Source organism: Pseudomonas sp. AB6 (assembly GCF_034314105.1).
GTDB lineage: Bacteria > Pseudomonadota > Gammaproteobacteria > Pseudomonadales > Pseudomonadaceae > Aquipseudomonas.
Window position 1 is genome coordinate 312,771 of record NZ_JAVIWJ010000001.1, and the last position, 24,704, is coordinate 337,474.

Consider the following 24,704-nt stretch of genomic DNA (forward strand, 5'->3'; position numbering starts at 1 on the left):
CAATTTTGGCGCAAGCTGCGGTGTTATTGCGCATTTGATAAAGCAGCTGCATGTTTCTGCGGCGCAGTAGTTCATATAGGTCAGGACTGCTTGGAGTCATCAACGCCGAAACGCCCCAATGAAAATAACCGGATTTAGATCAATCCAAAAGGGAAAGGGTGACCGGTGCCAAATGGTTATCTTCGACCCGTACGTGCAGTTCACCTTCACCGAGCCGCGCCGTTAGTCGCTGCCCGTTATGAGTTTGTTCGGCGCTGCGAATCGCGTGACCGCGCTCATCAAGCAAAATGCTGTAACCACGGCTCAAGGTCGCCAGCGGACTGACCACGTGCAAAGTCTGCACCTGACTTTGGAGCTGTAAACGACGGTTTTTAAGCATTTCACGCATGGCACGCGGCAGGCGTTCGGAAAGACCGTCCAGCCGTTGCTTCAAAAAGGCCAGGGTGCGCCCAGGATGTTGCGCCGCAAGACGGGTCTCCAGATGGGCCAGGCGTACTGCGCGTTTATGCGCGTGCTGTTCGAAGGCTCGACGTAGACGCATGTCCAAATCATCCAGACGCTGTGCTTGTTGGCGCAGACGTTCGCCAGGATGACGCAAGCGTCTAGACATGTCTTCCAGACGTAGGCGATCACGCATCAGCCGGTCTTGAATGCGTGCCACCAAGCGGCGCTTCAGACTATCAACTCGCCTATATAAGTCATTGGAGTCCGGGGCTAGCAGCTCTGCGGCGGCCGATGGGGTGGGCGCACGCACGTCCGCCACGAAATCACTGATTGAGACATCGGTTTCGTGTCCGACAGCGCTGACGATAGGGGTCACACAGGCGTCGATGGCGCGGGCCACGGCTTCTTCGTTAAAGCACCATAAGTCTTCCAGTGATCCACCGCCTCGGGCCAGGATCAGGGCGTCAAAACCTTGGGCGTCGGCCAGCTTTAGCGCTCGGACTATCTGCGCAATCGCCTCGCGGCCTTGCACCGCAGTGGGAATCAACGTCAGCCGGACCTGAGGCGCGCGGCGGCGAAACACGCTGATGATGTCGCGAATCACCGCGCCTGTGGGCGAGCTGATAATACCAATACGCTGTGGATGCAACGGCAGCGGCACTTTGCGTTCGGCGCTGAACAGGCCTTCGGCATTGAGCTTTTCTTTCAAGGCGTCGAAGGCCAGACGCAGGGCACCTTCGCCAGCGGGTTCAACCGTATCGAGAATCAGTTGATAGTCGCCACGTCCTTCAAACAGCGAGACCTTGCCCCGTACCCTTACCGCCAAGCCATCTTTCAATACCTGCCGAACCCGCACTGCGTTCTGCCGGAACAGCGCGCAACGCACTTGGGCGCCGCTATCCTTGAGGGTGAAATACACGTGGCCGGAGGCCGGGCGGGACAAGTTGGAGATTTCGCCCTCTACCCAGATATTGCTGAACACGTCCTCCAGCAGCACGCGCGCACGACCGTTGAGTTGGCTCACGGTAAGGACTTCTCGGTCGAGGCCGAGTCTTGCGAAGGGGTCTTTAATCATGACTGGCATGATACACGCAGCGGATGGGATCGCTAAACCAGGCCGTCAGCTCAAAATCTCTCCATAGCGCTGAACATTGCTAAAGTCAGCGCCCGTACTCAGGACGCTTATCTATGCCCCTTTCCGACATCGCTACATTGTTCAATCAGTTGGAATTCACGCCGCTGGATTGGTTGATTATAGAGGTGGGGGTAACGGCGGCTTACATCGTGTTTGGCATCGCCGGGTTTGGTACTGCGCTGATCGCCGGGCCGATCCTGATCAACTTCATGTCTCTGTCGCGGATCATTCCGTTGCTGGTGTTGCTGGATTTCATCGCAGCGTTCGGCAATCTGCTGCCTTCGCGCCAATCCGTGGTCAAAAGCGAATTGCTGCGCCTGCTGCCCTGCATGGCGATTGGTTGCACCCTTGGCGTGGTGTTTTTGCTTAACTTGAAAGCCAATGTGTTGCTGTTATTGATGGGGCTGTTCATCACCGCTTATGCGTTATATAGCCTATTGGTCAAAGTGCGCCCGGCTCAACTGGCGGCGGGGTGGGCGATACCGATGGGTACGGTGGGCGGATTGTTTGGGGCGCTGTTCGGCAGCGGCGGATTTTTATATGCGATCTACCTCAACAGCCGCTTGGGCTCCAAAGAACAAGTGCGGGCGACCCAGGCCGCGTTGATCAGTTGTAGCACCATAGTCCGTTTAAGCCTGTTTCTGATCGCGGGCGTATACGCTGAAGTTTCTTTATTTTTGCTGGCGACCTGTCTGTTTCCGGCCATGGTGCTGGGTTCGTGGACGGGCCGCTCGTTGAGCATGAAGCTGTCCCGTGAAACCTTCGTACGATTGATCATTTGGCTAGTATTGGCCAGCGGAATTGCGCTGATTGCCCGCTACATTTCCCTTTCGACCAGCACTTGACCTGATGCCGCGAGGGATTAAGCTGCCTTGTTCTTAACGCGTCGCAACAGGCAGTACCATGAATTCGCAGAGCATTATTGTCCCGAAAATCTCCACGCTGGCGGTTCACGAACCACGGGCGCGGGCTATTGTGCGCTGGTTGGTGCGCAAAAATATCATCGAAGAAGCGCCGACTACTTGCGGTCGAAGCGGCAATCGCATGGCCCACGCCATTGCGCCGGGCGCGGCCAATGTTGTGCTGCATCCTGAAGCGCTTCCCTTCAGCGAGCCAATCAACGGCTTGGAAATAATCACCCATCGCTGCATCTACACCCCGGCTAAGGGATTTCTTGAAGAGGCGGGCTGCGCCGAATGCCGTAAAGAAGTGGGTGAGGCGTTATTTGAAAGCCTTGAAGACTGGATGCCGGGGCGCACCGACAACTTCGTCTGCCCGGAATGCGGGCACGAAGACGACATCAACGGGTTCTTGTTCTTGCAGCCCTGCGCGTTTTCCAACCTGGGCTTTATCTTCAATAACTGGGCAGAAGCCGGGTTCCAGCAGAATTTCATCGACGAGTTCGCAGATTGGCTCGACAGTCCCGTGGCTTGGGTCAGGGTCGAGCTTTGACCCGGCCCCACACATACAAGGAGCCAACTTGTTGGCGAAGCGTTGTGTCAGACAGGCTGCACCAAGCCTCTCGCCAGAAAGTTGGCTCTATAGAGATCGGTGGCAGTGGTAAAAATAGCCTGAGGTTTACATTGAGCCGACAGGCATGTCTGGGTACAATGACGCGCTTCCAATTTCCCGCTCGGGAGCCCCCGCATGCTGCGTATCAGCCAAGAAGCTCTAACCTTCGACGACATTCTCCTAGTGCCCGGTTATTCCGAGGTACTTCCTAACGAAGTTAGTTTGAAGACACGTTTGACACGTGGCATCGAGCTGAACATTCCGCTGGTTTCTGCCGCAATGGATACCGTTACCGAAGCCCGATTGGCGATTGCCATGGCTCAGGAAGGCGGCATCGGCATTATCCATAAGAACATGACCATCGAGCAGCAAGCTGCCGAAGTGCGCAAGGTCAAGAAATTCGAAGCGGGTGTCGTCAAAGATCCGATCACCATCGAGGCGGACGCCACGGTTCGTGACCTGTTTGAACTGACACGCTTGCATAATATCTCCGGCGTACCGGTACTGCACCATGGCGACCTGGTCGGCATCGTGACGTCCCGCGACGTGCGCTTCGAAACCCGTCTGGATGCTACCGTTCGTGAAGTGATGACGCCAAAAGAGCGTTTGGTCACCGTCCGTGAAGGCGCCGACAAGTACGAAGTGCGCGATTTGCTGCACAAGCACCGCTTGGAAAAAGTCCTGATCGTCGACGCCAACTTCGCCCTTAAGGGCATGATGACCGTCAAGGACATCGAAAAAGCCAAGGCCTATCCGCTGGCGAGCAAAGATGACCAAGGTCGTCTTCGCGTTGGCGCAGCAGTCGGCACCGGCAAAGACACTGGCGAGCGCGTTGCAGCCCTGGTTCTGGCAGGTGTGGATGTGGTGGTGGTCGATACGGCCCACGGCCATTCCAAAGGCGTGATTGATCGCGTCCGTTGGGTTAAAGAGAATTTCCCTGAAGTACAGGTCGTTGGCGGCAACATTGCCACGGGCGCTGCTGCCAAGGCATTGGTTGCTGCTGGCGCCGATGCGGTAAAGGTTGGCATCGGTCCAGGCTCCATTTGCACTACTCGCATCGTTGCCGGTGTAGGCGTGCCGCAAATCAGCGCCATCGCCAACGTTGCTGCAGCCCTTGAAGGCACCGGTGTTCCATTGATCGCCGATGGCGGCATCCGTTATTCGGGTGACCTGTCCAAAGCCATCGTCGCAGGTGCTTCCTGCGTCATGATGGGCTCGATGTTCGCTGGTACCGAAGAGGCTCCGGGCGAAATCGAACTGTTCCAGGGCCGCTCGTACAAGGCTTACCGCGGTATGGGGTCGCTAGGCGCCATGTCCCAGGCGCAAGGCTCTTCCGACCGCTACTTCCAGGATTCTTCAGAAGGCGCCGAGAAGCTGGTGCCGGAAGGTATCGAAGGCCGAGTCGCCTACAAAGGCTCGCTCTCGGCTATCGTTCACCAACTGATGGGCGGCCTGCGATCGTCGATGGGTTACACCGGCAGCGCCGACATTGAAGAGATGCGCACCAAGCCAGAATTCGTGCGTATTACCGGTGCTGGAATGGCTGAATCCCACGTCCACGACGTGCAGATCACCAAAGAAGCGCCGAACTACCGCGTCGGCTAAAAGCGCTGTTTAGCTGTTCCTGTGGGACCGAGTAAATTCGGTCCCACAATCTATCCGGGGCTGCTAGCAGCCCCGTGTTGTTCCTGATTTTCCGACGAGAACGAGAAGAGTCATGGCCCTCGACATTCACGCCCACCGCATCCTGATCCTCGACTTCGGCTCGCAGTACACCCAACTGATCGCCCGCCGCGTGCGTGAGATCGGCGTGTATTGCGAACTGCATCCGTTTGACATGGACGACGAAGCGATTCGCGAATTCAACCCGCGCGGGATCATCCTCGCTGGCGGCCCAGAGTCCGTTCATGAAGCCGGCAGCCCACGAGCGCCGCAAGCGTGTTTCGACCTGAACGTTCCCATTTTCGGCATCTGCTACGGCATGCAGACCATGGCTGAGCAGCTGGGTGGCCGCGTGCAAGGCTCCGAGATGCGCGAGTTCGGTTACGCCCGTGTTGATGTGGTCGGTAAAAGCCGCATCCTGGACGGCATCGAAGACCACATCGACCTTGATGGTGTTCTGGGCCTAGACGTTTGGATGAGCCACGGCGACAAAGTGACTGAAATCCCGGAAGGCTTCCACCTGCTGGCCAGCACCCCAAGCTGCCCAATCGCTGGCATGGCCGACGATAAGCGTGGCTATTACGGCGTGCAGTTCCATCCGGAAGTAACCCACACCAAGCAGGGCGGGCGCATTCTGTCGCGCTTCATCCTCGACATCTGCGGCTGCGAAGCGCTATGGACTCCGTCGCACATCGCTGACGACGCCATTGCCAGCATCCGCGCTCAAGTTGGCACTGACAACGTACTGCTTGGTCTGTCTGGTGGCGTCGATTCTTCGGTGGTCGCGGCGTTGCTGCACAAAGCCATTGGTGACCAGCTGACCTGCGTCTTTGTCGACAACGGCCTGCTGCGCCTGCATGAAGGCGAGCAAGTGATGGCCATGTTCGCTGAGAACATGGGCGTCAAAGTGATTCGCGCCAACGCTGCGGATCAGTTCCTCAACAACCTGGCAGGCGAAAGCGATCCGGAGAAAAAGCGCAAGATCATCGGTCGCACTTTCATCGATGTGTTTGACGCTGAATCCTGCAAGTTGGACAACATCAAGTACCTGGCCCAAGGCACCATTTACCCGGACGTGATCGAGTCGGCTGGCGCTAAAAGTGGCAAGGCCCATGTAATCAAGTCGCACCACAACGTGGGTGGTTTGCCGGACGAGATGAACCTCAAACTGGTCGAGCCACTGCGCGAGTTGTTTAAGGACGAAGTCCGTCGCTTGGGTCTTGAACTGGGTCTGCCGTACGACATGGTTTATCGTCACCCATTCCCAGGCCCAGGCTTGGGTGTGCGGATTCTCGGTGAAGTTAAAAAGGAATACGCCGACCTGCTGCGTCGTGCCGACCACATCTTCATCGAAGAATTGCGCAAGGCCGACTGGTATCACAAAGTCAGCCAAGCGTTCGTGGTGTTCCAGCCAGTGAAATCGGTTGGCGTAGTCGGCGATGCACGTCGCTACGCGTGGGTCGTTGCCTTGCGAGCGGTTGAAACCGTCGACTTCATGACCGCACGTTGGGCGCACCTGCCTTACGAACTGCTGGAAGTAGTCAGTGGCCGGATCATCAATGAAATCGAAGGCATCTCCCGCGTCACCTACGACGTGTCGAGCAAGCCGCCAGCGACCATTGAGTGGGAGTAGGTATTGGTTGTAACTATTTGATTTTTATCTAAATATCTTCAATAGTTACGAGTCTTTCTACGTCATTAATGGCGCTGTCCACGGTGTGCAGCGCAGCATCCTCAGCCAGTGTATCGACACCGTGTTCGGTTGGGCGATGCCGCCGCCACCGATTGATGAGGTCGCTCGGCCTCATCTCACGCTGCATTTTCAACTCGTCAATTTTGACGCTCGCGGCGCTCCCAAGCGATACCTGGCTCACGAGCCTTAATATAATATTCATCCTTGTTAACCTTATTGTCCTTAAGGCTCACGTTGAAGCGCTTTAATTTTATTTGGTGCGCGCTTAATAAGTGCTACCGTGAACCTTAAATTATTTAATGCTAATGGTGGTGAGTCTTATGGACGGCTTTTTCCCCGTCGCTTGCGCTGATAGGCTAAGTAAAATCGGGCTTCTAGTTAAAGCCAAGCGCCTTGCGTTAGGAGTACGCCAATCGGACCTAAAAGTCACACTTGGCGTCTCGGAGCACACGCTCCGCAAGATTGAGGGTGGATCTGAACTCGTGGATCTTCGGTCGTTCATGTTGGTGCTGTGGAAGTTGGGAATCACAGAAACGGTTTTCGCTTCCCTGGAAGGAATCGAAAAAACGTCCGAAATCACCCGCTTTACCTACGAAGGCGAATCCCACCACGCCATAGCAACAAAGCGTGTGCGACTGCCTAAATCCAAGCCCGAGGATTTCTGATGTCGCGTGCTTACATCTACATGGATCATCCCGAAACCGGCGAGCTTCTGACCCTCGGAAGGCTGGCCTTGAGAGGGAGCACCGGTGAGTTTCTCTATGCGCCCGAATTAGTTAAGCGCGGGGGTTGGGTGCCTGACCCCATCAACTATCCATTGCGCGCCGAGCCTTACACCGGAATTACGAAGAACCGTGGCTTTCCCGGCTTCATCAATGACGCGATGCCCGACGGTTGGGGCGAGCGATTGCTCCATCGCGCATATGGAAGAGATCTTGGTCCAATCGATTTTTTGCTCAAGTCGCCGAACAGCGACCGGATTGGGAACTTGATGGCTGGAACCGCGGCGGCACCGGCACCGGGCTTAGGTGGGGGAGCAGTTCCAACTTTGCGCGGATTGGCAAAATTTGTTGAGGCCTGTGAAGCCGTTTACGACGGGCAGCTCGAAGATGAGGCGATAATCACGCTCAACATTCGCCAGCAGCGGTCGGCACTCGGCGGTGCGCGCCCGAAACGAACCCTGCAAGACAACGGAATGTTGATCCTGGCCAAGCCACGAGATCGGTTCGATAACTACGACTATCCATCGATTGAGTATGCGTGCATGACTTTCGCGGCATCGAAGGGATTGAGCGTCGCGAAGACGGCCCTTCACGCCGAGTCCCCAACCACCCTGCTAGTGGAGCGCTTTGACCGAACTCCGATTGCTGAAGGTGCGAAACGTATCCCGATGCTCAGCGCATTGACCTTGCTGAATGCTGATTGGAATGAGCCGTACCATCGTGACTGGTTGTACGCGGGCATGGCCGATGAGATGCGCCGACGTGGTGTTCCTGATGAGGACTTGCATGAGCTGTTCAGGCGCATGTGCTACAACGCACTGGTTGGAAATAGCGACGATCACCCGCGTAACCATGCAGTAATTTTAATCCACGGCCAGTGGCGCCTTTCACCCATGTATGACGTTCTGCCGATTCTGGAGGAAGGTCCAGCTAAGGCGTTAGCCATGGCGGTTGGAAGTGACGGCCCCCAAGTGAGTCGCTCCAACTTACTCAGCCATCACACACACTTTGCGCTTGAGCGTGAGCACGCCGAGCATCTCCTTGATGAGGTAGCAAGCTGGGAAGAAGAGTTGAAGGACTACTACAGCCAATGGCTTAAAGGTGGAGATCTGCAAATGGCACGCGAAGCCACCAGCTCAGAGCGAATGCTCAGGTAAGCAAGAGCTTATGAGTTTGAAAGTGGTTTCCAAGGTTGGGCGCGTGCGGTGTGGTGGCCGATGATCAGACCGCACGAGTAAGCCTCAACCCTTCTTTACAAACTCCGATTTCAGTTTCATCGCGCCGATGCCGTCGATCTTGCAGTCGATATCGTGGTCGCCGTCCACCAAGCGGATGTTCTTGACCTTGGTTCCGACTTTAACCACCAGTGACGAGCCTTTGACCTTGAGGTCTTTGATAACGGTAACGGTGTCGCCGTCTTGCAGGGTATTGCCTACCGAATCCTTGATGACTTTGACGTCGTCAGAGGCATCGGTTGCGCTGTCAGCGGTCCACTCGTTGGCGCATTCCGGACAGACGAATTGGGTGCCGTCTTCGTAGGTGTATTCGGAATTGCATTTGGGGCACGGCGGTAAGCTCACGGCGTTTCTCGCATCTGAAGATAATAGACGCAGGATTATAAGGGTTTTTAAGGGGGTAGGGTGCCGACTCGTGATAAACGCTCAGCAATAAGCAATATCCGATCCACTTGCATGGGATGAGCTTCAAGGTCATCGTCTCGAACCGTAAAGCCATCATTCCGTATTTCACCGATACCTACTTGTTAGGTAAAAACGAGCGTGCTCGTGTGGCACAGGTGGCCGATAATCCCGGCATCTGGATGTTTCACGTCATGTGATCGATCACATGGAAACCGGGCTTATGGCCGCAATTGAGGTGTCCTGATGAGGCAGCCACAGATTATTGATCGCAGTCAGGACCAGTTTTTTATGCGCGAAGCGCTGGCCTTGGCCGCCCAAGGCGGGGCGCTGGGCGAGGTGCCCGTGGGCGCGGTAGTGGTGCAAAACGGCGAGATTATTGGTCGCGGTTTTAACTGCCCCATCAGCGGTCATGATCCTAGCGCACATGCGGAAATGGTCGCAATCCGGGCGGCGGCACAGGCCTTGGGTAATTATCGGCTCTCGGGCAGCACGCTCTACGTGACCCTTGAGCCGTGCAGCATGTGCGCTGGGCTGATCGTGCATTCACGAATCGCCCGGGTCGTATACGGCGCACCTGAACCCAAGGCCGGTATTGTGCAGAGCCAGGGTCAGTTTTTTACCCAGGGGTTTCTCAACCATAGGGTGCTGTTCGAAGGCGGCGTATTGGCCCAAGAATGCGGCGCGATGTTGAGTGAGTTCTTCAAGGCGCGGCGGGCGAAGGGCTGAACCTCACAGAAAACTCTGAAACCAGCTGTTCAGCGGGTGTACAGAATTTTATGGGTTACAGCGAAGGATTTTCTTCGGTCGGTTTGGTCTTGTCGACTCCCGGCACGTGCAGGTTGCCGTCGGCCACTTGACTGCCCTCGAGCTGTGGCTGAGTCACCCAAGTGAGGATGTCGTAATAGCGGCGGATGTTCGCGACAAAAGTTACCGGTTCGCCACCGCGGGCGTAGCCGTAGCGGGTTTTGCTGAACCACTTCTTTTGCGCCAGACGCGGCAGCATTTTTTTCACGTCGAGCCATTTATTGGGGTCCATTCCTTCGGCTTCCGCCATCTTTCGCGCGTCGTCCAAATGCCCGCTGCCAACGTTGTAAGCGGCCAATGCAAGCCAGGTTCGATCCGGCTCCTCAATCTTGTCATCCAACTGATCTTTCATGGCGGCAAAATACTTTGCCCCGCCTTCAATGCTTTGCCTGGCGTCCAGCCGATTGACCACGCCCATGGCTTGCGCCGTGTTTTGGGTGAGCATCATCAAGCCACGCACACCGGTTTTTGACGTCACCTCGGGCTGCCAAAGAGACTCTTGATAACCGATAGCCGCGAGTAGTCGCCAGTCCACCTGTTCTTGCTTGGCAGAGGTTTTGAAATGTTTTTCGTAGCGCGGCAAGCGCTCTTGAAGATGTTGCGCGAAGGTGTAGGCGCCGACGTAACCCAAGACATCCACGTGCCCGTAATAGCGGTCTTTCAAGCGTTGAAGCGTGCCGTTTTTCTCGACCTTATCGAGAAATTTGTTGATCTCGTTGAGTAGGCTGTTGTCGTCACCTGGCGCAACCGCCCAACGCTGATCGCGACCCTCGCCCAAATCAAACCCCACGCGCACGTTTGGGAAGTACACCTGATTCATTGCCACTTCATTCGAATCAACCAGGGTCAGGTCTATCTGACCCTCATCAACCATCCGCAGTAGGTCGACAACCTCAACTGCGTCAGATTCTTCGTATTCCAGTGCAGGCATTTTCAGTTTCAGAGCGGCCAATTGCTCGGCGTGGCTGCTGCCTTTAAGCACCATAATTTTTTTTCCGATCAAATCGGCCGCCGTCGATGGGCGCGGTTGACCGTTGCGATAGATGATCTGAGTGGTGACTTGCAAGTAGGGGTGTGAGAAGCGCACCTGCAATTTGCGTGAATCGGTCGCAACCAAACCGGCAGCGGCCAGTACCGGACCACCGGGTTTGTGTAATTGATCATACAAATCGTCGATGTTGTCCGCTGTCTCTATCTTCAGTGTGACGCCGAGATCTTCGGCGAAACGCTTAACAAGTTCGTATTCAAAACCGGTTTCGCCGTTGCGATCCTGAAAATAAGTAGCCGGGCTGTTACGAGTTACGACGCGCAAAACGCCATCCTCCTTGACTCGCTCCAGTGTGTTGGGTTTATCAACACAGGCGCCGAGCATCAGGAGGAGTCCGGTTGCGATGAGCCATTTGGCACACAGCGGGCGGAAAGCGGGATGGGAAAACATCGGTGCAGTATACGCAAAGGACCCCCGGCACCATATCTCGACAGACAAGGCCATGTCTGATAGGCCCGGGTGGTAATCGGGATGCCGACATTAGGTGACGTCGCACGCCACCGTTTTGGGTGCCGAAAGGGACGGTTTAGGCTAGAATGCACGGCCTCAAAGCACACCCCTTCCCGAGGCTGTCCCGAAGATGTTGATCCTGCGCGGTGCTCCTGCCCTTTCTGCCTTCCGCCACAGCAAATTACTTGCGCAATTGGAACTCAAAGTTTCAGCTGTAAGTGGCTTGTACGCCGAATTCGCCCACTTCGCTGAGGTCGCCGACGTTCTTGGCGACGAAGAACAGCAGGTGCTTGCCCGCCTTCTGAAATACGGCCCTAGCGTGGCGGTTCAAGAGCCTAGCGGTCGGCTGTTTTTGGTGCTCCCGCGGTTCGGCACTATTTCGCCATGGTCGAGCAAGGCTAGCGACATCGCCCGCAATTGCGGTCTCGCGAAAGTCCAGCGCCTTGAGCGCGGAATCGCCTTCTATGTCGAAGGCCAGTTTAGCGAAGCCGATGCCCAATTGATCTCAAGCTGTCTGCACGATCGCATGACTCAGTTGGTGTTGGGTTCGCTAGAACACGCTGCCGGTTTGTTCGGCCACGCCGAACCCAAGCCACTGATTGCCGTCGATGTGCTGGGTGGCGGGCGCGCCGCGCTGGAAGTTGCCAACGTCCAGTTGGGCTTGGCCCTGGCTGACGACGAAATCGATTATTTGGTGACGAGTTTTGCTGCGTTGGGCCGTAATCCCCACGACATCGAACTGATGATGTTCGCTCAGGCCAACTCTGAGCATTGCCGCCACAAAATCTTCAATGCCAGCTGGGACATCGACGGCGAGAATCAGGAAAAAAGCCTATTTGGCATGATCAAGAACACCTTCCAGATGCATGGTGAAGGTGTGTTGTCTGCGTATAAAGACAATGCCGCCGTCATTGCTGGCCCGGTTGCTGGGCGTTTTTTTCCGGATCCTGAGACCCGCCAATACGGTGCGGTCCAGGAGCCGGTGCATATATTGATGAAGGTCGAGACCCATAACCACCCAACCGCTATCGCCCCGTTCCCCGGCGCTGCTACCGGCTCGGGTGGTGAGATTCGCGACGAGGGTGCGACTGGTCGTGGCGCTAAGCCAAAGGCCGGCCTTACCGGCTTTACCGTGTCCAACCTGCAAATTCCCGGTTTCGTGCAGCCTTGGGAAGTGCCCTACGGTAAACCCGAGCGTATCGTCACCGCGCTGGACATCATGTTGGAAGGTCCGTTGGGCGGCGCAGCATTCAACAATGAGTTCGGGCGCCCGGCACTGACCGGTTACTTCCGTACTTTCGAACAATCGATTAACACGCCCCACGGCGATGAAGTCCGTGGTTATCACAAGCCGATCATGTTAGCCGGTGGTATGGGCAACATTCGTGACGAACACGTCCAGAAAGCCGAAATCGTGGTCGGTTCTAAGCTGATCGTGCTCGGTGGTCCAGCCATGTTGATCGGCCTTGGTGGTGGTGCAGCCTCTTCGATGGCTACCGGTACCAGTTCGGCAGATCTGGACTTTGCTTCGGTTCAGCGTGAAAACCCTGAGATGGAGCGCCGCTGCCAGGAAGTGATTGACCGCTGCTGGCAGCTGGGTGAAGACAACCCGATCAGCTTCATCCATGACGTCGGCGCAGGCGGTTTGTCCAACGCCTTCCCGGAACTGGTCAACGATGGCGAACGCGGCGGTCGTTTCGAACTGCGCAATATCCCCAATGACGAGCCGGGTATGGCCCCGCTGGAAATCTGGAGCAACGAATCCCAGGAACGCTACGTGATGGCGGTGGGTGCCGCAGATTTCGAGCGTTTCAAAGCCATTTGCGAACGTGAGCGTTGCCCGTTTGCTGTCGTTGGTGAAGCCACGGCCGAGCCACAGCTGACTGTCACCGACAGTCACTTCGGCAACAGCCCGGTGGACATGCCGCTGGAAGTATTGCTGGGCAAAGCGCCACGCATGCACCGTTCAGCTGTTCGCGAAGAGGCGTTGGGCGATGATTTCGACCCAAGCATGCTGGATATCGAAGACTGTGTGACCAGGGTTCTGCATCACCCGGCAGTTGCCAGCAAAAGTTTCCTGATCACTATTGGCGACCGTTCTATCACCGGACTGGTCGCCCGCGATCAAATGGTTGGCCCGTGGCAAGTGCCGGTAGCTGACTGCGCGGTGACCGCCACCAGTTTCGACGTTGAAACCGGCGAAGCCATGGCCATGGGAGAACGCACGCCGTTGGCGCTGCTGGATGCTCCGGCGTCTGGCCGGATGGCCATTGGCGAGACCCTGACCAACATCGTGGCGTCGCGCATCGCTAAAATCTCAGATATCAAACTGTCGGCCAACTGGATGTCCGCGGCCGGTCACCCCGGCGAAGACGCTCGTTTGTACGACACCGTGAAAGCGGTCGGCATGGAATTGTGCCCGGAACTGGGTATCACCATTCCAGTGGGCAAGGACTCCATGTCCATGAAAACCCAGTGGCGCGATAAAGACACCGACAAGAGCGTAACTTCGCCGCTGTCGTTGATCGTGACCGGCTTTGCCCCAGTGACGGATATTCGTAAAACCATGACTCCTGAGTTGCGCATGGACAAGGGCGAAACCGACCTTATCCTGATCGACCTGGGCCGTGGTCAAAATCGTATGGGCGCATCGATTCTGGCACAGACCCACGGCAAACTCGGGCGTGTGGCGCCGGACGTGGACGACGCCGAAGACCTCAAAGCCTTTTTTGCTGTGATCCAAGGCCTCAATGCTGACGGTCACGTACTGGCTTACCACGACCGTTCCGATGGCGGCTTGCTGGTTACTGCTCTTGAAATGGCTTTCGCCGGTCATTGTGGATTGAACTTATTTCTTGATGGCTTGGCAGACGGTCCGGCTGATTTGGCCTCGATCCTGTTCAACGAAGAACTGGGCGCGATGATTCAAGTTCGTCAGGACGATACTCCGGATGTTCTTGCACAATTCAGCGCTGCCGGTCTTGGCGAATGCGTTTCGGTCATCGGCCAGCCAGTAAACAACGACGAAGTGGCTATCAGCTTCAACGGTGATCCGGTGTTTGGCGGTCAGCGTCGCCTGCTGCAACGTCAGTGGGCTGAAACCAGTTATCAGATTCAACGTTTGCGTGACAACGTTGAATGTGCCGAACAGGAGTTCGAAGTACTGCTGGAAGAAGACAATCCAGGCCTCAGCGTCAAGGTCGGGTTTGATGTAAATGACGACATAAGCGCGCCGTACATCAAGAAGAATATTCGTCCACAAGTCGCCGTTCTGCGTGAGCAGGGCGTCAATGGTCAGGTGGAGATGGCCGCCGCGTTCGACCGCGCTGGCTTTAACGCCATCGACGTGCACATGAGCGATATCCTCGCTGGTCGCGTCGATCTGGGTGAGTTCAAAGGTCTGGTAACGTGCGGTGGTTTTTCGTACGGCGACGTACTGGGCGCTGGCGAGGGCTGGGCCAAATCAGCTTTGTTCAATACTCGTGCCCGGGATGCGTTCCAAGGCTTCTTTGAGCGTCAGGACAGCTTCACTCTCGGCGTGTGTAACGGTTGCCAGATGTTGTCCAACCTGCGGGAATTAATTCCGGGCAGCGAGTTCTGGCCGCACTTTGTACGTAACCGTTCCGAGCAGTTCGAAGCGCGGGTTGCGATGGTCCAAGTGCAGGATTCGCCGTCAATCTTCCTACAGGGAATGGCCGGCTCGCGTATGCCAATAGCCATTGCCCACGGTGAAGGCCATGCCGAGTTCGCCAGCGCAGATGCGCTACTTGAAGCCGAGGTATCTGGCTCCGTAGCGATTCGGTTCGTTGACAACCACGGCAAGGTGACTGAGAAATACCCGGCTAACCCGAACGGTTCGCCACGCGGTATCGGTGGTATGACTTCGCGCGACGGTCGTGTCACGATCCTGATGCCGCACCCGGAACGGGTATTTCGCGCTGTGCAGAACTCGTGGCGTCCGGAAGAGTGGAATGAAGACGGTGCCTGGATGCGCATATTCCGTAACGCACGGGTCTGGGTGAACTGAGGTAGCGTCAGCCATGTATAAGCTCTGCTTTTTTGTTCCACAGAGCCATGTAGACGAGGTCAAAAACGCTGTATTCGCTGCCGGTGCGGGTCGGATTGGCGCCTATGATCATTGCTCATGGCAAGTACTCGGGCAAGGGCAGTTCTGCCCGCTGGACGGCAGTCAGCCGTTCAGGGGGATCAGGGGCGAAATTGAGCAGTTGCAGGAATGGAAAGTCGAGCTGGTTGTCGCAGATGAGTTGATCGCTCACGTAGTTGTGGCTCTTAAACAGAGTCACCCCTACGAAATCCCGGCGTATGAAGTGTGGCGGTTGGCTGACTTCTGAGACACCGCAGATTATCTTCTGATGCCATCTGGGCCGCGAGAGACTCTCAGCGTTAAGGGTCAACCCCCCACAAGCATCGGTCGTATAGCCTTGCTCAATCCTTGAGCTCGATCGCCGACCAGTACATGCCATACGCCATCTTCCAATTGACTCAATCCCAAACATCCCAGTGCCTTCAGTTGGCTTTCAGCCAGTTGATAGTCCGCATCTATCTGTACGCGCAGACGCGTCAGCGCTATACAATCGACTTGCCTTACATGGTTACCACCCAATGCGGCTAGCCATTGTTGCGCTTCTTCATTCGCTACCGGCTGCACCTGTGGCTCTATGGTCGGGGGGGTCACCGGCAGCGGCGATACGCTGGTATTAGGCAGGGCTATTCGCAGTTCGTCTGCCAGGCTGTCAGCCATGGGTCCGACGACCACCTGCAGACTTCCTGCATTGCCTGGACGCACAATGGCCATTGCGCCTAAAGCCTTAAGTTCACTGTCGATGGCCTTGCTGCGGTCTACCAGGTTCAAGCGCAGACGTGTAGTACAAGCGTCGATGCTGAGTAGGTTAGCCGCCCCCCCGAACGCATGAATGTATGCACCGGCGCGTTCGCTTTGAGGTACTAGAGCGTCTCTGTTGACCAGTTGTTCGCGCCCCGGGGTTTTTAAATTGAAGCGGCGAATGCAGTAATCGAACACTGCGTAGTACACCGCTGCATAGAGCAGTCCCAGCGGAAAAATCATCCACCCATTGGTGGACTTGCCCCAGCCTAGAGCCAAGTCAATGGCGCCACCGGAAAAGGTGAATCCCAAGTGGATATTGAGCAGGTCAGTCAGGGTCATCGACAACCCCGTCAACAGTGCGTGAATCAGGTACAGCAGGGGCGCGAGGAACATGAAGGCGAATTCCACCGGCTCGGTGACACCGGTCAAAAAGGAGGTCAAGGCCATCGACAGCAATACTCCGCCGATTAATTTACGCTGGCTCGGCAAAGCATTTCGGTACATCGCCAGACACGCGGCGGGTAAGCCGAACATCATTATCGGGAACATACCGGTCATGAACTGACCACCTTCCGGATCGCCTGCGAAATAGCGAGCCAAGTCACCCGTGACCACTCGCCCGGTTTCCGGGTCAGTAAAGGTTCCGAAGACGAACCACACCAGGTTGTTCAAAATGTGGTGCAGGCCGGTAATAATTAAAATTCGGTTCATGACACCAAAGGCAAAGGCGCCAACGCTACCGCTCTCCAGCATCATCTTGCCGAGGCTGTTGATGCCACCTTGTAACGGCGGCCATATCAGCCCAAATATTAATCCGAGCACCACGGCGGTTAAGCCAGTGACGATGGGCACGAAGCGCCGTCCGCCGAAGAATGCCAAATACTCCGGAAGCTTAATGTCCTTGAACCGGTTATAGAGCGTTCCCCCGACTAGCCCGCTGATGATCCCCGCCAAAATGCCCATGTCAATTTTGGGGTCCAGCACTTTGAGTGCTGAAACCATCACCAGATAACCAATGGCGCCGGCCAATCCAGCCGTACCGTTGTTGTCGCGGGCGAAACCCACGGCAATGCCGATGGCGAAAATCAGCGCGAGATTGGCGAAAATTGCGTTGCCAGCGGCATGGACGATGGCGATGTTTAGCAAGTCAGTATCACCGAGGCGCAGCAACAGGCCGGCGATGGGCAAGATGGCGATGGGTAACATCAGGGCGCGGCCAAGGCGTTGTAAACCTTCGATCAGGTGCTGGTACATGGCGGTTTTCCTTATTATTGTTATACGAAGGCGTGGTGCTTCAAATATTGTTGACATGCCAGACGTACCGCTTGAGCACTGTTCAAGCTGAGCAGCGATCGGCTCCAGGGCTGGCAGTCAGCCAGGTCTAACATGCGCACCTGCGCCTTGATTTCCCCAATCAATGGTCGGCTGACCGACAGTTCACGCACGCCAAGGCCAATCAGCGCCGCAGTCGCTAGCGGGTCTGACGCCAACGCCCCGCATACACCTACCCAGCGGTGGTGGCGTGCAGCACCGACACAGGTCATTTCGATCAGTCGCAACAGCGCGGGATGAAGGGCATCCACCCGCGCCGCAAGTCCTGCATGGTCACGGTCCATGGCCAAGGTGTATTGAGAAAGGTCGTTAGTGCCGATAGACAAAAAATCCGCATGTTCGGCCAATTGCTCAGCCATTAGCGCCGCGGAGGGCACCTCGATCATGACTCCAAGTTGTGCACGGTGGGCAATCCCGAGCTCGGCGCTCAGCGCCTCCAAGCGCTGGCGAATGTTCAACAACTCATCCACTTCGCTGACCATGGGCAACAGGATTCGGCACCGCTGCTGCGGGCTCACCCTGAGCAAGGCGCGCAATTGTTGGTCGAGAAGTTCTGGACGCAGCTGACCGAGGCGAATGCCGCGCAAGCCCAATACCGGGTTGGCTTCGGCGGGCAACGGCAGATACGCCAGTTGCTTGTCACCCCCGATGTCAATCGTACGGATAATTACCGATTTATCGCCCATGGCGTCCAGCACGCCTTGATAGGCCGTCCATTGTTCGTGCTCATCTGGCGCGGTGGTGCGATCAACGAACAAAAACTCGGTACGCAACAACCCTACACCGTCCGCACCCGCCGCATGGGCCTCCGCCGCCTCTGCGCGGGAGGCAACATTGGCGGCCACTTCAATGGTCACGCCATCCACGGTAACGGCAGGAACATGAGCAAACTGTTGCTGGTTGCGTCGTTGCCGACCCCATTGCTGCTGGCGCTCGATGACCTGTTGTAGGCGCTGGGTGCTGGGTATCAGTTCCAACGTTCCGTCGTCGGCATTAAGGACAACGGTATTGCCTGGTGGCTGGTTCAGCAATACCGGACCCAATGCCACCACGCACGGCAGGCCTTTGCCCCGCGCCAGAATCGCCACATGCGAGGTGGCGCCACCCTCGGCCATGCATAGACCGGCAACCTGATGCTGGCTGAGCATCAGCAAGTCGGAAGGCGTCAGCTCCTCGGCGACGACAATTGCACCGCTTGGAATATCAAGGCGTAGGGCGTCACCGAGCAAGGCCCGCAACACCCGCTGACGTAAATCGCGAAGATCGTTGGCGCGCTCGGCGAGCAACGGTTTGCCTAATGCCTGCAACACGTCGCATTGCGCAAGCAGAACCCGGCTCCAGGCGTGGGCCGCGGCGCTACCTTGATCAATGGCGAGTGTGGCGCCATCCAATAGCACTGGGTCTTCCAGCAGTGCCAAATGAGTGGCGAAGATCGCCGTCTCTTGCTGGTCACCGCGTTGTTCGGCAGCGTGCATTGTCCCTTGAATCTCAGCGGCTACCTGCTGCAATGCAAGTTGCAGGGCATGACGCTGCTCGCGAGCGACATGCTGCCCGGGATCGCTTGGGAGGTGAACCGAGTTCAACCGAAACAGCGGACCGCTCACCAGGCCCGGCGAGGCACAGACGCCTTGCAATACACCGACTTTAGACGCTGGGTGATCAGTCACGAGCGGCGCAGGGAGGTGTAGGGGCTTATCGTGGGGTGAAGGGATGGACAATGCGTTAAGCAACGCCTGCAGTGCAGCCTCACAGTCCTCACCCCTGCAGACGACCTCGACTTCGTCTTGCTCGGCGACCCCTAAACCCATGATCCCAACCAAACTCTCGGATGAGCTGCTGCGCCCTGAAAAATGCAGTTCGGACTGGCTGATAAAGCCTTGAGCGGTTTGACGCAGCAACGCTGCCGGGCGCGCGTGCAGGCCACCGCTGTGGGCAACACGGACGCGTCCACGTACTTGCGAAATATTAGAGCTGCGACCTGAGTCGAGAGGTATTTTCGACAACAATGCGCTGACGTTAAGCAGCGGCTGGCCTAGGGTCACCGATGACACGCCCGCGATCGGTATTGACTTGAAGCGGTCACCGTTGACCAAGACCAAGGTGCTGATCAGGCTGGTGGAATGTTGTGCGATGCGGTCCAGATCGAAGCGCAGCAGCGCCTGACCTTCGCTGACGCGGGAGCCTTCCTCGACCAGTGCAGTAAAACCGTCACCTGCGAGAGCAACCGTGTCCAGGCCGATATGCAGTAAAAATTCGGCGCCGTTGTCCGCGCGCAACGTTACCGCGTGCAGGGTGCGTGCGATATGCACAATGACCCCGGGGCAAGGCGCGCAGAGGCAGTCGTTGGTGGGGTCAATCGCAATCCCATCACCTAGGGCACCGCTAGCAAACACCGGATCAGGGACTTGCGACAGTGCTATTACCGGGCCGCTGAGGGGCGCGCTGAGAATCAAATCCTTATTATTATGCATGGCGCATTCTCATTCAGTGAGTGAGGGTAACTTTGCTCAAGTGCCGGGGTTGATCAGGGTCCATGCCGCGGGCCTTGGCCAAATGAGCGGCCATGACGTAGAAGCTTTGTATGGCAAGTATCGGATCCAGGGCGGGATGGGCCGCACGGCTTAGGGTCAAGTCACGTTGCTCGATGTCGTCCGGTGCGGCCAACAGCACGCGAGCTCCTTGTTTGCGCATGTCTGCGGCAAAGCTCAGCAGGCCTGTCTGCTCAGCACCACGTGGGGCGAAAATAAGGAGTGGGTAGTCTTCGCCAACCAATGCCATGGGACCGTGGCGCACCTCAGCACTGCTGAACGCTTCGGCTTGAATCGATGACGTTTCCTTGAATTTAAGCGCTGCTTCTTGAGCGATGGCAAACCCGGCGCCACGGCCGATCACCAATAGCTGCTGGCAGTCACGCAGCACGTCGACGGCTGCGCTCCAGTCCTGTTGAGCGGCGTTACGCAAGTTTTCCGGCAGGATTAAGCCGGCTGCTAATAGCGCGTCGTCCTGTTGCCAATGACCAATCAAACGGGCGCTGGCACTTAACGTAGCGATGAAGCTCTTGGTTGCCGCGACGCTGCGTTCGGCCCCGGCGCAGAGCGGCAACACATATTCGCTGGCAGCTTCCAGCGGTGATTGTTCGGCATTGACCAAAGCAATGCTCAAGGCTCCGCGCTCCCGCAATGTGCGCAAACTGTCTACAAGGTCGGGGCTTTGACCTGATTGAGAGAAAGCGAAAACCGTCTGCCCAAGAACGTGCATTGGCGAATGCTGCAACGTCACCACTGACATCGGTAACGAGGCCACCGGTACACCGGTCAGTTGCATGGTCAGGTAGGCGAAGTAGCTCGCGGCATGGTCTGAACTGCCACGGGCGACGGTCATGATCACATTCGGCGCCGCGCCGCGCAGGCGTTTAGCGACTCGTATCAGGGACGGGTCCATCTTGTGTAATTGGCGCTCGACCGCGTCGCTGGACGATAGGGCTTCTTCAAGCATTTTTGAGTTCAATGGCTTCTCCTTCGACCATGACGGCTTGCACATTCAGTGAACGATCCAGTACGACGCAATCAGCCCAGCTCCCAGTTTGCAAGCGCCCACGCTCTTCCAAACCCAAATAATCTGCGGGAAATTGTGACAAACGTTGTGATGCTTCAGGCAATGACACGCCGATTTTCACCAAGTTGCGCAGGGCTTGGTCCATGGTCAGGGTGCTTCCGGCCAGAGTGCCGTCTTCTAAACGAACGCCACCCAGGCATTTAGTGACCGTGTGGCTGCCGAGTTTGTATTCGCCATCGGGCATGCCTGCCGCCGCAGTGGAATCGGTGACGCAATAGAGCCGCGGGATGGCCCGCAGGGCGACGCGCATGGCGCCGGGGTGGACGTGCAACAGGTCAGGAATCAATTCGGCGTAATTCGCGTGGGCCAGCGCAGCGCCAACAATTCCTGGTTCGCGGTGGTGCAGTGCGCTCATCGCGTTGTACAGGTGAGTGAAGCTGGATGCTCCCGCATCGAGGGCGGCAACACCTTCTTCGTAGCTGCCCAACGTGTGACCCAGTTGCAGCCTTATGCCGCGTTGGCTCAGCTCGCGGATCAGTTGTAGATGCCCGGCAATTTCCGGGGCAATGGTGATCACTCGGATTGGCGCCAGGCTTAGGTAATGCTCTATTTCGGACAGCAACGCGGTGTGGGCGAAATTGGGTTGTGCGCCTAGCTTGCTGGGGTTGATGAATGGCCCCTCCAGATGTACACCCAACAACCGCGCGGTGCCGGGTTGTCGTTGCTCGCAATAGCTACCCAGCGCACTCAACACCTCGCTGAGTTCTTCAGGAGGAGCGGTCATGGTTGTGGCTAATAATGACGTGGTGCCGAAGCGCAGGTGGGTACGGGCAATGGTGTCGAAAGCCTCGCGGCCTTGCATGATGTCTTGACCGCCACCCCCGTGAATATGCAGATCGATAAAGCCGGGCAGCAGGTATGGTTTATTGTTGGTTTGCGGCTCGCAATGTTGACCCCGGATAGCGCTCACGCGCCCGTCTTGATGTTCCAGATGGCCGAGAATCCAGCCCTGTGGCGTGAGAATGTTGTGTTCGGACATCAGTAGCCCCGGCAGTTTACTTTGAAAAAAAGTCATTCAGCGACGAAGTTCGGCGACGAAATCGTAATAGTCGTCACGGCAGTAGGTGTCTGTTAGCTCGATGGGTGTGTTGTCTTCGAGGTAACCGATGCGCGTCATCAACAGCATGGCAGTGCCGGTTTCGATGCCGACCAGCGTGGCGAACTCAGCCGAGGCATTGATAGCGCGAATGTGTTGCAGGGCGCGTACGACAGGGCGGCCAATGCTGTCCAGGTGCGCATAAAGCGAATCACCTACAGCGTGGGGGTCGGGTAACAATTTAGCGGGTAGGGCCGTCATTTCGATGGCCATGACGATTCCGTCGGCTGTTCGTAAACGCTTGAGGCGCGCGACGTTGTCGATGGGCGATAGGCTCAATCGAATCAATTCATCGTGTGTTGGCAGGGCTATTTCGCGCTTGATCCATTGCGACCCAGGCGTAAACCCTTTCATTTGGAGCATTTCGCTGAAGCTGGAAGCCGTGACAACGGTTGTTCCAAGCGCGGCGTGATGAACGTGCCGGAGCCTTGATGGCGTCGGATCAAACCTTGATCAAAGAGAATTTCCAGTGCTTTGCGTGCAGTAACGCGAGAGATACCAAGCAGCTCGCTCAAGCTGCGTTCAGACGGCAGGGCCTGCTCGGCTTTCCATTGGCCAGCATGAATGGCGGCTTCGATATTACGAGCAAGCTGTAAGTAGAGGGGAGTTGCCTGGGTGTCGTCTGGCCGTAAGGCAGAGATCGGGTTCATGTCGCAGTCCAAAGTCGATATGACGCCAAGCTAATACCACGTCAATACCAATAAAAGACCACTTGGCGGAGTAAGCGGGATACGCCCGATAGTCAGGGACGAATTTCAATCATGGTGCCGTCTTTTACCAAGCTCCAGACTTCTCGCATGTCGATGTTATTCATGGCAATACAGCCATCTGTCCAATCCAGTGTCTGGAAGTACCATTCCGGGTAGTTCTCATCAACCGGGGTGCCGTGAATCATGATCATGCTGCCCGGACTAACCCCTTCGCGTCGGGCGCGAGCCGAGTCGTTGATGTTGGGATAAGAGATGTGCATCGATAAGTTGTAGGCGTCGCTGACTTTGCGCCAGTCCAGCCAGTAAAACCCTTCGGGCGTGTGTCGGTCGCCTTCGCGCAGCTTTTGTCCTTTAGGGAATTTGCCCAGTGAAACGCGATAGGTTTTCAGTGCTTCGCCGTGACTGATCAATTGCAGCTGATGCGCGGATTTGAGGACCAGTATTTTGTCGACCGGGCGGTCTGAGATGTCTTGAGTGTCGATGACCTTTTGCCCCAAAAACGCTTGCTCGCTACCCTTTGGGACAATGCTTTTAATAAATTCAGCCTGCGAAAGCGACGCGAAGCACAAGCAGAAAACGGTGAGCAACCAACGCATTGAAACGGTATCCCTGGGTAAAGTAAGGGCTGCCTTGGCGGGCAGCACCGTGGAATCAGGTTTTTTTCGTCGGATGCGAGGCCAAAATGGCTTCCGATCGTACTGGATAAACCTGCTCGATCCGGTCGGCGTAAAAACATTCTAAAGTACGCCTCACCGTCATGAAAGCCAGCTCTGACCATGGAATTTCGGCCTCTTCGAAGAGCCTGACTTCAAGGCTCTCGACACCGGCTGCAAAGTCCATATTGACCAGATCAGCGCGATAAAACACGTGAACCTGGCTGATATGGGGCACGTCGACCAGCATGTACAGCGTCATGTTGCTCAACGTCGCGCAGGCTTCTTCGACGGTTTCGCGGCGAGCAGCCTCTTCAAGGGTCTCGCCGTTCTCCATGAAGCCGGCTGGCAAAGTCCAGAACCCGAGGCGCGGCTCAATGGCGCGACGACATAAAAGCACCTGTGTCCCCCAAACCGCTACGGCCCCGGCGACGATATTTGGATTTTGGTAATGAACAGTCTGGCATGTTTCGCAAACGAAACGCAGGCGACTGTCCCCGTCGGGGATGCGCTGGACGACCGGTTTACCGCAGTGGCTGCAGAATTTCATACGGGCTGGATTCCTGAAAGCAGTGGCTATCTTGGCTTGACGCATCAAGGTCGGCAAGTCGCTGGTGCAATTGAAGGAGAAGGGCGTCGTGATGAACTGTCTTACAAGGGCTTGGGCACTTCGCCGCTTTGGTGCATGATGCCAAACAAGCAACAGAACCGAGATTCCCATGCTGGACGAGCTACTTCGCCGCGTAAGCAGTCACACACCTAACACGCTTGAGGCGGGCCGAGGCTTTCCCGAGGCCGCGGTCTTATTGCCCATCACTCGCAGCGAACAACCGGAGTTGATATTGACCCTGCGCGCCAGCGGTCTGTCGACCCATGGCGGAGAGGTGGCGTTTCCTGGAGGTCGTCGTGATCCCGGTGATCCGGACCTGGTGTTCACCGCGCTGCGCGAAGCCGAAGAGGAAATCGGTTTGCCACCGGGACTGGTCGAGATCATCGGTCCACTTAGCCCGCTGATTTCCAAGCACGGCATTTTGGTCACGCCCTACGTGGGGTTGATTCCCGACTTTGTCGAATACTGCCCCAATGATGGCGAGATCGCCGCCGTGTTCAGCGTGCCACTGGAGTTCTTTCGTCAAGACACCCGCGAACACACCCATCGCATCGACTACCAAGGGCGCAGCTGGTATGTACCGTCGTACCGTTATGGGGAATTCAAGATATGGGGATTGACCGCAATTATGATCGTCGAGTTGGTCAATGTGTTGTACGACAGCAACATCAGCCTGCACACACCACCAGACCGTTTTATTACTTTCGATAGCTAGCGCTCCACCCACGGCCA

Annotated in this window: 19 protein-coding genes and 3 pseudogenes; 11 read left to right on the forward strand and 11 right to left on the reverse strand. The window is 56.6% G+C overall.

Features of this window, described 5'->3' with window-relative positions; genetic code table 11:
* Positions 1–139: 139 nt before the first annotated feature.
* Positions 140–1,519 (reverse strand): exodeoxyribonuclease VII large subunit, encoded by a 1,380-nt coding sequence (gene xseA, locus RGW60_RS01550; protein ID WP_322206821.1) that lies wholly within the window; start codon positions 1,517–1,519, stop codon positions 140–142.
* 113 nt (positions 1,520–1,632) lie between these two features.
* On the opposite strand from xseA, the gene RGW60_RS01555 reads away from it, so the two are divergent.
* From RGW60_RS01555 to guaA, 4 genes are all read left to right on the forward strand, one after another.
* Entirely contained in the window at positions 1,633–2,424 is a 792-nt protein-coding gene (locus RGW60_RS01555; protein ID WP_322201500.1) for a sulfite exporter TauE/SafE family protein, read from the forward strand.
* Between the two features lie 58 nt (positions 2,425–2,482).
* Positions 2,483–3,031 carry a sugar ABC transporter ATPase gene (locus RGW60_RS01560; protein WP_322201502.1) on the forward strand — a complete coding sequence of 183 codons (549 nt, stop codon included), beginning with the start codon at positions 2,483–2,485 and terminating at the stop codon, positions 3,029–3,031.
* Between the two features lie 195 nt (positions 3,032–3,226).
* Positions 3,227–4,696, forward strand: a complete 1,470-nt coding sequence (gene guaB / locus RGW60_RS01565; protein ID WP_322201504.1) for an IMP dehydrogenase — start codon at positions 3,227–3,229, stop codon at positions 4,694–4,696.
* A gap of 112 nt (positions 4,697–4,808) precedes the next feature.
* The gene (guaA, locus tag RGW60_RS01570; protein ID WP_322201506.1) at positions 4,809–6,386 is read left to right on the forward strand and encodes a glutamine-hydrolyzing GMP synthase; all 1,578 of its coding nucleotides are present in this window, start codon (positions 4,809–4,811) and stop codon (positions 6,384–6,386) included.
* 28 nt (positions 6,387–6,414) lie between these two features.
* Here the strand turns inward: guaA and RGW60_RS01575 are convergent, their stop codons facing one another.
* Positions 6,415–6,648, reverse strand: a complete 234-nt coding sequence (locus RGW60_RS01575) for a hypothetical protein (protein WP_322201508.1) — start codon at positions 6,646–6,648, stop codon at positions 6,415–6,417.
* A gap of 118 nt (positions 6,649–6,766) precedes the next feature.
* On the opposite strand from RGW60_RS01575, the gene RGW60_RS01580 reads away from it, so the two are divergent.
* Together RGW60_RS01580 and RGW60_RS01585 are read left to right on the forward strand one after the other, a co-directional pair.
* Positions 6,767–7,111 (forward strand): transcriptional regulator, encoded by a 345-nt coding sequence (locus tag RGW60_RS01580; protein WP_322201510.1) that lies wholly within the window; start codon positions 6,767–6,769, stop codon positions 7,109–7,111.
* Complete coding sequence (locus RGW60_RS01585; RefSeq protein ID WP_322201512.1) at positions 7,111–8,325, forward strand: type II toxin-antitoxin system HipA family toxin; 1,215 nt, start codon at positions 7,111–7,113, stop codon at positions 8,323–8,325. The genes RGW60_RS01580 and RGW60_RS01585 overlap by 1 nt, the downstream gene beginning before the upstream one ends.
* Before the next feature lie 84 nt (positions 8,326–8,409).
* Here the strand turns inward: RGW60_RS01585 and RGW60_RS01590 are convergent, their stop codons facing one another.
* On the reverse strand, positions 8,410–8,748 hold the full coding sequence (locus tag RGW60_RS01590) for a zinc ribbon domain-containing protein YjdM (protein WP_322201514.1): 339 nt from the start codon (positions 8,746–8,748) through the stop codon (positions 8,410–8,412).
* A 92-nt stretch (positions 8,749–8,840) separates the two neighbouring features.
* Here RGW60_RS01590 and RGW60_RS01595 point away from each other — a divergent pair.
* Both RGW60_RS01595 and tadA read left to right on the forward strand, forming a co-directional pair.
* Positions 8,841–9,052, forward strand: a pseudogene (locus RGW60_RS01595) (multicopper oxidase domain-containing protein); the annotation flags it as partial.
* On the forward strand, positions 9,052–9,534 hold the full coding sequence (tadA, locus tag RGW60_RS01600; RefSeq protein ID WP_322201516.1) for a tRNA adenosine(34) deaminase TadA: 483 nt from the start codon (positions 9,052–9,054) through the stop codon (positions 9,532–9,534). The pseudogene RGW60_RS01595 and the gene tadA, both read left to right, overlap by 1 nt.
* 55 nt (positions 9,535–9,589) lie before the next feature.
* Here tadA and mltF read toward each other — a convergent pair whose 3' ends face one another.
* Positions 9,590–11,050, reverse strand: coding sequence for a membrane-bound lytic murein transglycosylase MltF (gene mltF / locus RGW60_RS01605; RefSeq protein WP_322201518.1), 1,461 nt, complete (start codon positions 11,048–11,050; stop codon positions 9,590–9,592).
* 190 nt (positions 11,051–11,240) lie between these two features.
* Here mltF and purL point away from each other — a divergent pair, with 190 nt between their 5' ends.
* Positions 11,241–15,137, forward strand: a complete 3,897-nt coding sequence (purL, locus tag RGW60_RS01610; RefSeq protein WP_322201520.1) for a phosphoribosylformylglycinamidine synthase — start codon at positions 11,241–11,243, stop codon at positions 15,135–15,137.
* 13 nt (positions 15,138–15,150) lie between these two features.
* A complete protein-coding gene (locus tag RGW60_RS01615) occupies positions 15,151–15,462 on the forward strand; it encodes a YqfO family protein (RefSeq protein WP_322201522.1) in 312 nt (103 codons plus the stop codon).
* A 59-nt stretch (positions 15,463–15,521) separates the two neighbouring features.
* Here the strand turns inward: RGW60_RS01615 and nagE are convergent, their stop codons facing one another.
* The 7 genes and pseudogenes from nagE to RGW60_RS01650 form a co-directional block, all read right to left on the reverse strand.
* Positions 15,522–17,210 carry an N-acetylglucosamine-specific PTS transporter subunit IIBC gene (gene nagE / locus RGW60_RS01620; RefSeq protein ID WP_322201524.1) on the reverse strand — a complete coding sequence of 563 codons (1,689 nt, stop codon included), beginning with the start codon at positions 17,208–17,210 and terminating at the stop codon, positions 15,522–15,524.
* Between the two features lie 20 nt (positions 17,211–17,230).
* Positions 17,231–19,759, reverse strand: a complete 2,529-nt coding sequence (gene ptsP / locus RGW60_RS01625; RefSeq protein WP_322201526.1) for a phosphoenolpyruvate--protein phosphotransferase — start codon at positions 19,757–19,759, stop codon at positions 17,231–17,233.
* A gap of 13 nt (positions 19,760–19,772) precedes the next feature.
* Positions 19,773–20,795: an SIS domain-containing protein gene (locus RGW60_RS01630; RefSeq protein ID WP_322201528.1), complete on the reverse strand. Its 1,023-nt coding sequence runs from the start codon at positions 20,793–20,795 to the stop codon at positions 19,773–19,775.
* The gene (gene nagA, locus RGW60_RS01635; protein WP_322201530.1) at positions 20,776–21,882 is read right to left on the reverse strand and encodes an N-acetylglucosamine-6-phosphate deacetylase; all 1,107 of its coding nucleotides are present in this window, start codon (positions 21,880–21,882) and stop codon (positions 20,776–20,778) included. Before nagA ends, RGW60_RS01630 begins: the two co-directional genes overlap by 20 nt.
* A 36-nt stretch (positions 21,883–21,918) precedes the next feature.
* A pseudogene (locus tag RGW60_RS01640) lies at positions 21,919–22,649 on the reverse strand (GntR family transcriptional regulator).
* A 92-nt stretch (positions 22,650–22,741) separates the two neighbouring features.
* Positions 22,742–23,158: pseudogene (locus RGW60_RS01645) on the reverse strand (L,D-transpeptidase family protein); the annotation flags it as partial.
* Positions 23,159–23,360: 202 nt separating this feature from the next.
* A complete protein-coding gene (locus tag RGW60_RS01650) occupies positions 23,361–23,912 on the reverse strand; it encodes an NUDIX hydrolase (protein WP_322201534.1) in 552 nt (183 codons plus the stop codon).
* A 169-nt stretch (positions 23,913–24,081) separates the two neighbouring features.
* Between RGW60_RS01650 and RGW60_RS01655 the strand changes: the two genes are divergently transcribed.
* On the forward strand, positions 24,082–24,687 hold the full coding sequence (locus RGW60_RS01655; RefSeq protein WP_322201536.1) for a CoA pyrophosphatase: 606 nt from the start codon (positions 24,082–24,084) through the stop codon (positions 24,685–24,687).
* Positions 24,688–24,704 lie beyond the last annotated feature (17 nt).

What these genes read in the sequence shown, in the direction of transcription:
- purL (WP_322201520.1), top strand. Translation starts at nt 11,241, where the DNA reads ATGTTGATCCTGCGCGGTGCTCCTGCCCTTTCTGCCTTCCGCCACAGC.
- RGW60_RS01560 (WP_322201502.1), top strand. Translation starts at nt 2,483, where the DNA reads ATGAATTCGCAGAGCATTATTGTCCCGAAAATCTCCACGCTGGCGGTT.
- RGW60_RS01580 (WP_322201510.1), top strand. Translation starts at nt 6,767, where the DNA reads ATGGACGGCTTTTTCCCCGTCGCTTGCGCTGATAGGCTAAGTAAAATC.
- nagA (WP_322201530.1), bottom strand. Translation starts at nt 21,882, where the DNA reads ATGTCCGAACACAACATTCTCACGCCACAGGGCTGGATTCTCGGCCAT.
- nagE (WP_322201524.1), bottom strand. Translation starts at nt 17,210, where the DNA reads ATGTACCAGCACCTGATCGAAGGTTTACAACGCCTTGGCCGCGCCCTG.
- RGW60_RS01585 (WP_322201512.1), top strand. Translation starts at nt 7,111, where the DNA reads ATGTCGCGTGCTTACATCTACATGGATCATCCCGAAACCGGCGAGCTT.
- tadA (WP_322201516.1), top strand. Translation starts at nt 9,052, where the DNA reads ATGAGGCAGCCACAGATTATTGATCGCAGTCAGGACCAGTTTTTTATG.
- mltF (WP_322201518.1), bottom strand. Translation starts at nt 11,050, where the DNA reads ATGTTTTCCCATCCCGCTTTCCGCCCGCTGTGTGCCAAATGGCTCATC.
- RGW60_RS01655 (WP_322201536.1), top strand. Translation starts at nt 24,082, where the DNA reads ATGCTGGACGAGCTACTTCGCCGCGTAAGCAGTCACACACCTAACACG.
- ptsP (WP_322201526.1), bottom strand. Translation starts at nt 19,759, where the DNA reads ATGCATAATAATAAGGATTTGATTCTCAGCGCGCCCCTCAGCGGCCCG.
- guaB (WP_322201504.1), top strand. Translation starts at nt 3,227, where the DNA reads ATGCTGCGTATCAGCCAAGAAGCTCTAACCTTCGACGACATTCTCCTA.
- RGW60_RS01615 (WP_322201522.1), top strand. Translation starts at nt 15,151, where the DNA reads ATGTATAAGCTCTGCTTTTTTGTTCCACAGAGCCATGTAGACGAGGTC.
- RGW60_RS01555 (WP_322201500.1), top strand. Translation starts at nt 1,633, where the DNA reads ATGCCCCTTTCCGACATCGCTACATTGTTCAATCAGTTGGAATTCACG.
- RGW60_RS01575 (WP_322201508.1), bottom strand. Translation starts at nt 6,648, where the DNA reads ATGAATATTATATTAAGGCTCGTGAGCCAGGTATCGCTTGGGAGCGCC.
- RGW60_RS01650 (WP_322201534.1), bottom strand. Translation starts at nt 23,912, where the DNA reads ATGAAATTCTGCAGCCACTGCGGTAAACCGGTCGTCCAGCGCATCCCC.
- guaA (WP_322201506.1), top strand. Translation starts at nt 4,809, where the DNA reads ATGGCCCTCGACATTCACGCCCACCGCATCCTGATCCTCGACTTCGGC.
- xseA (WP_322206821.1), bottom strand. Translation starts at nt 1,519, where the DNA reads ATGATTAAAGACCCCTTCGCAAGACTCGGCCTCGACCGAGAAGTCCTT.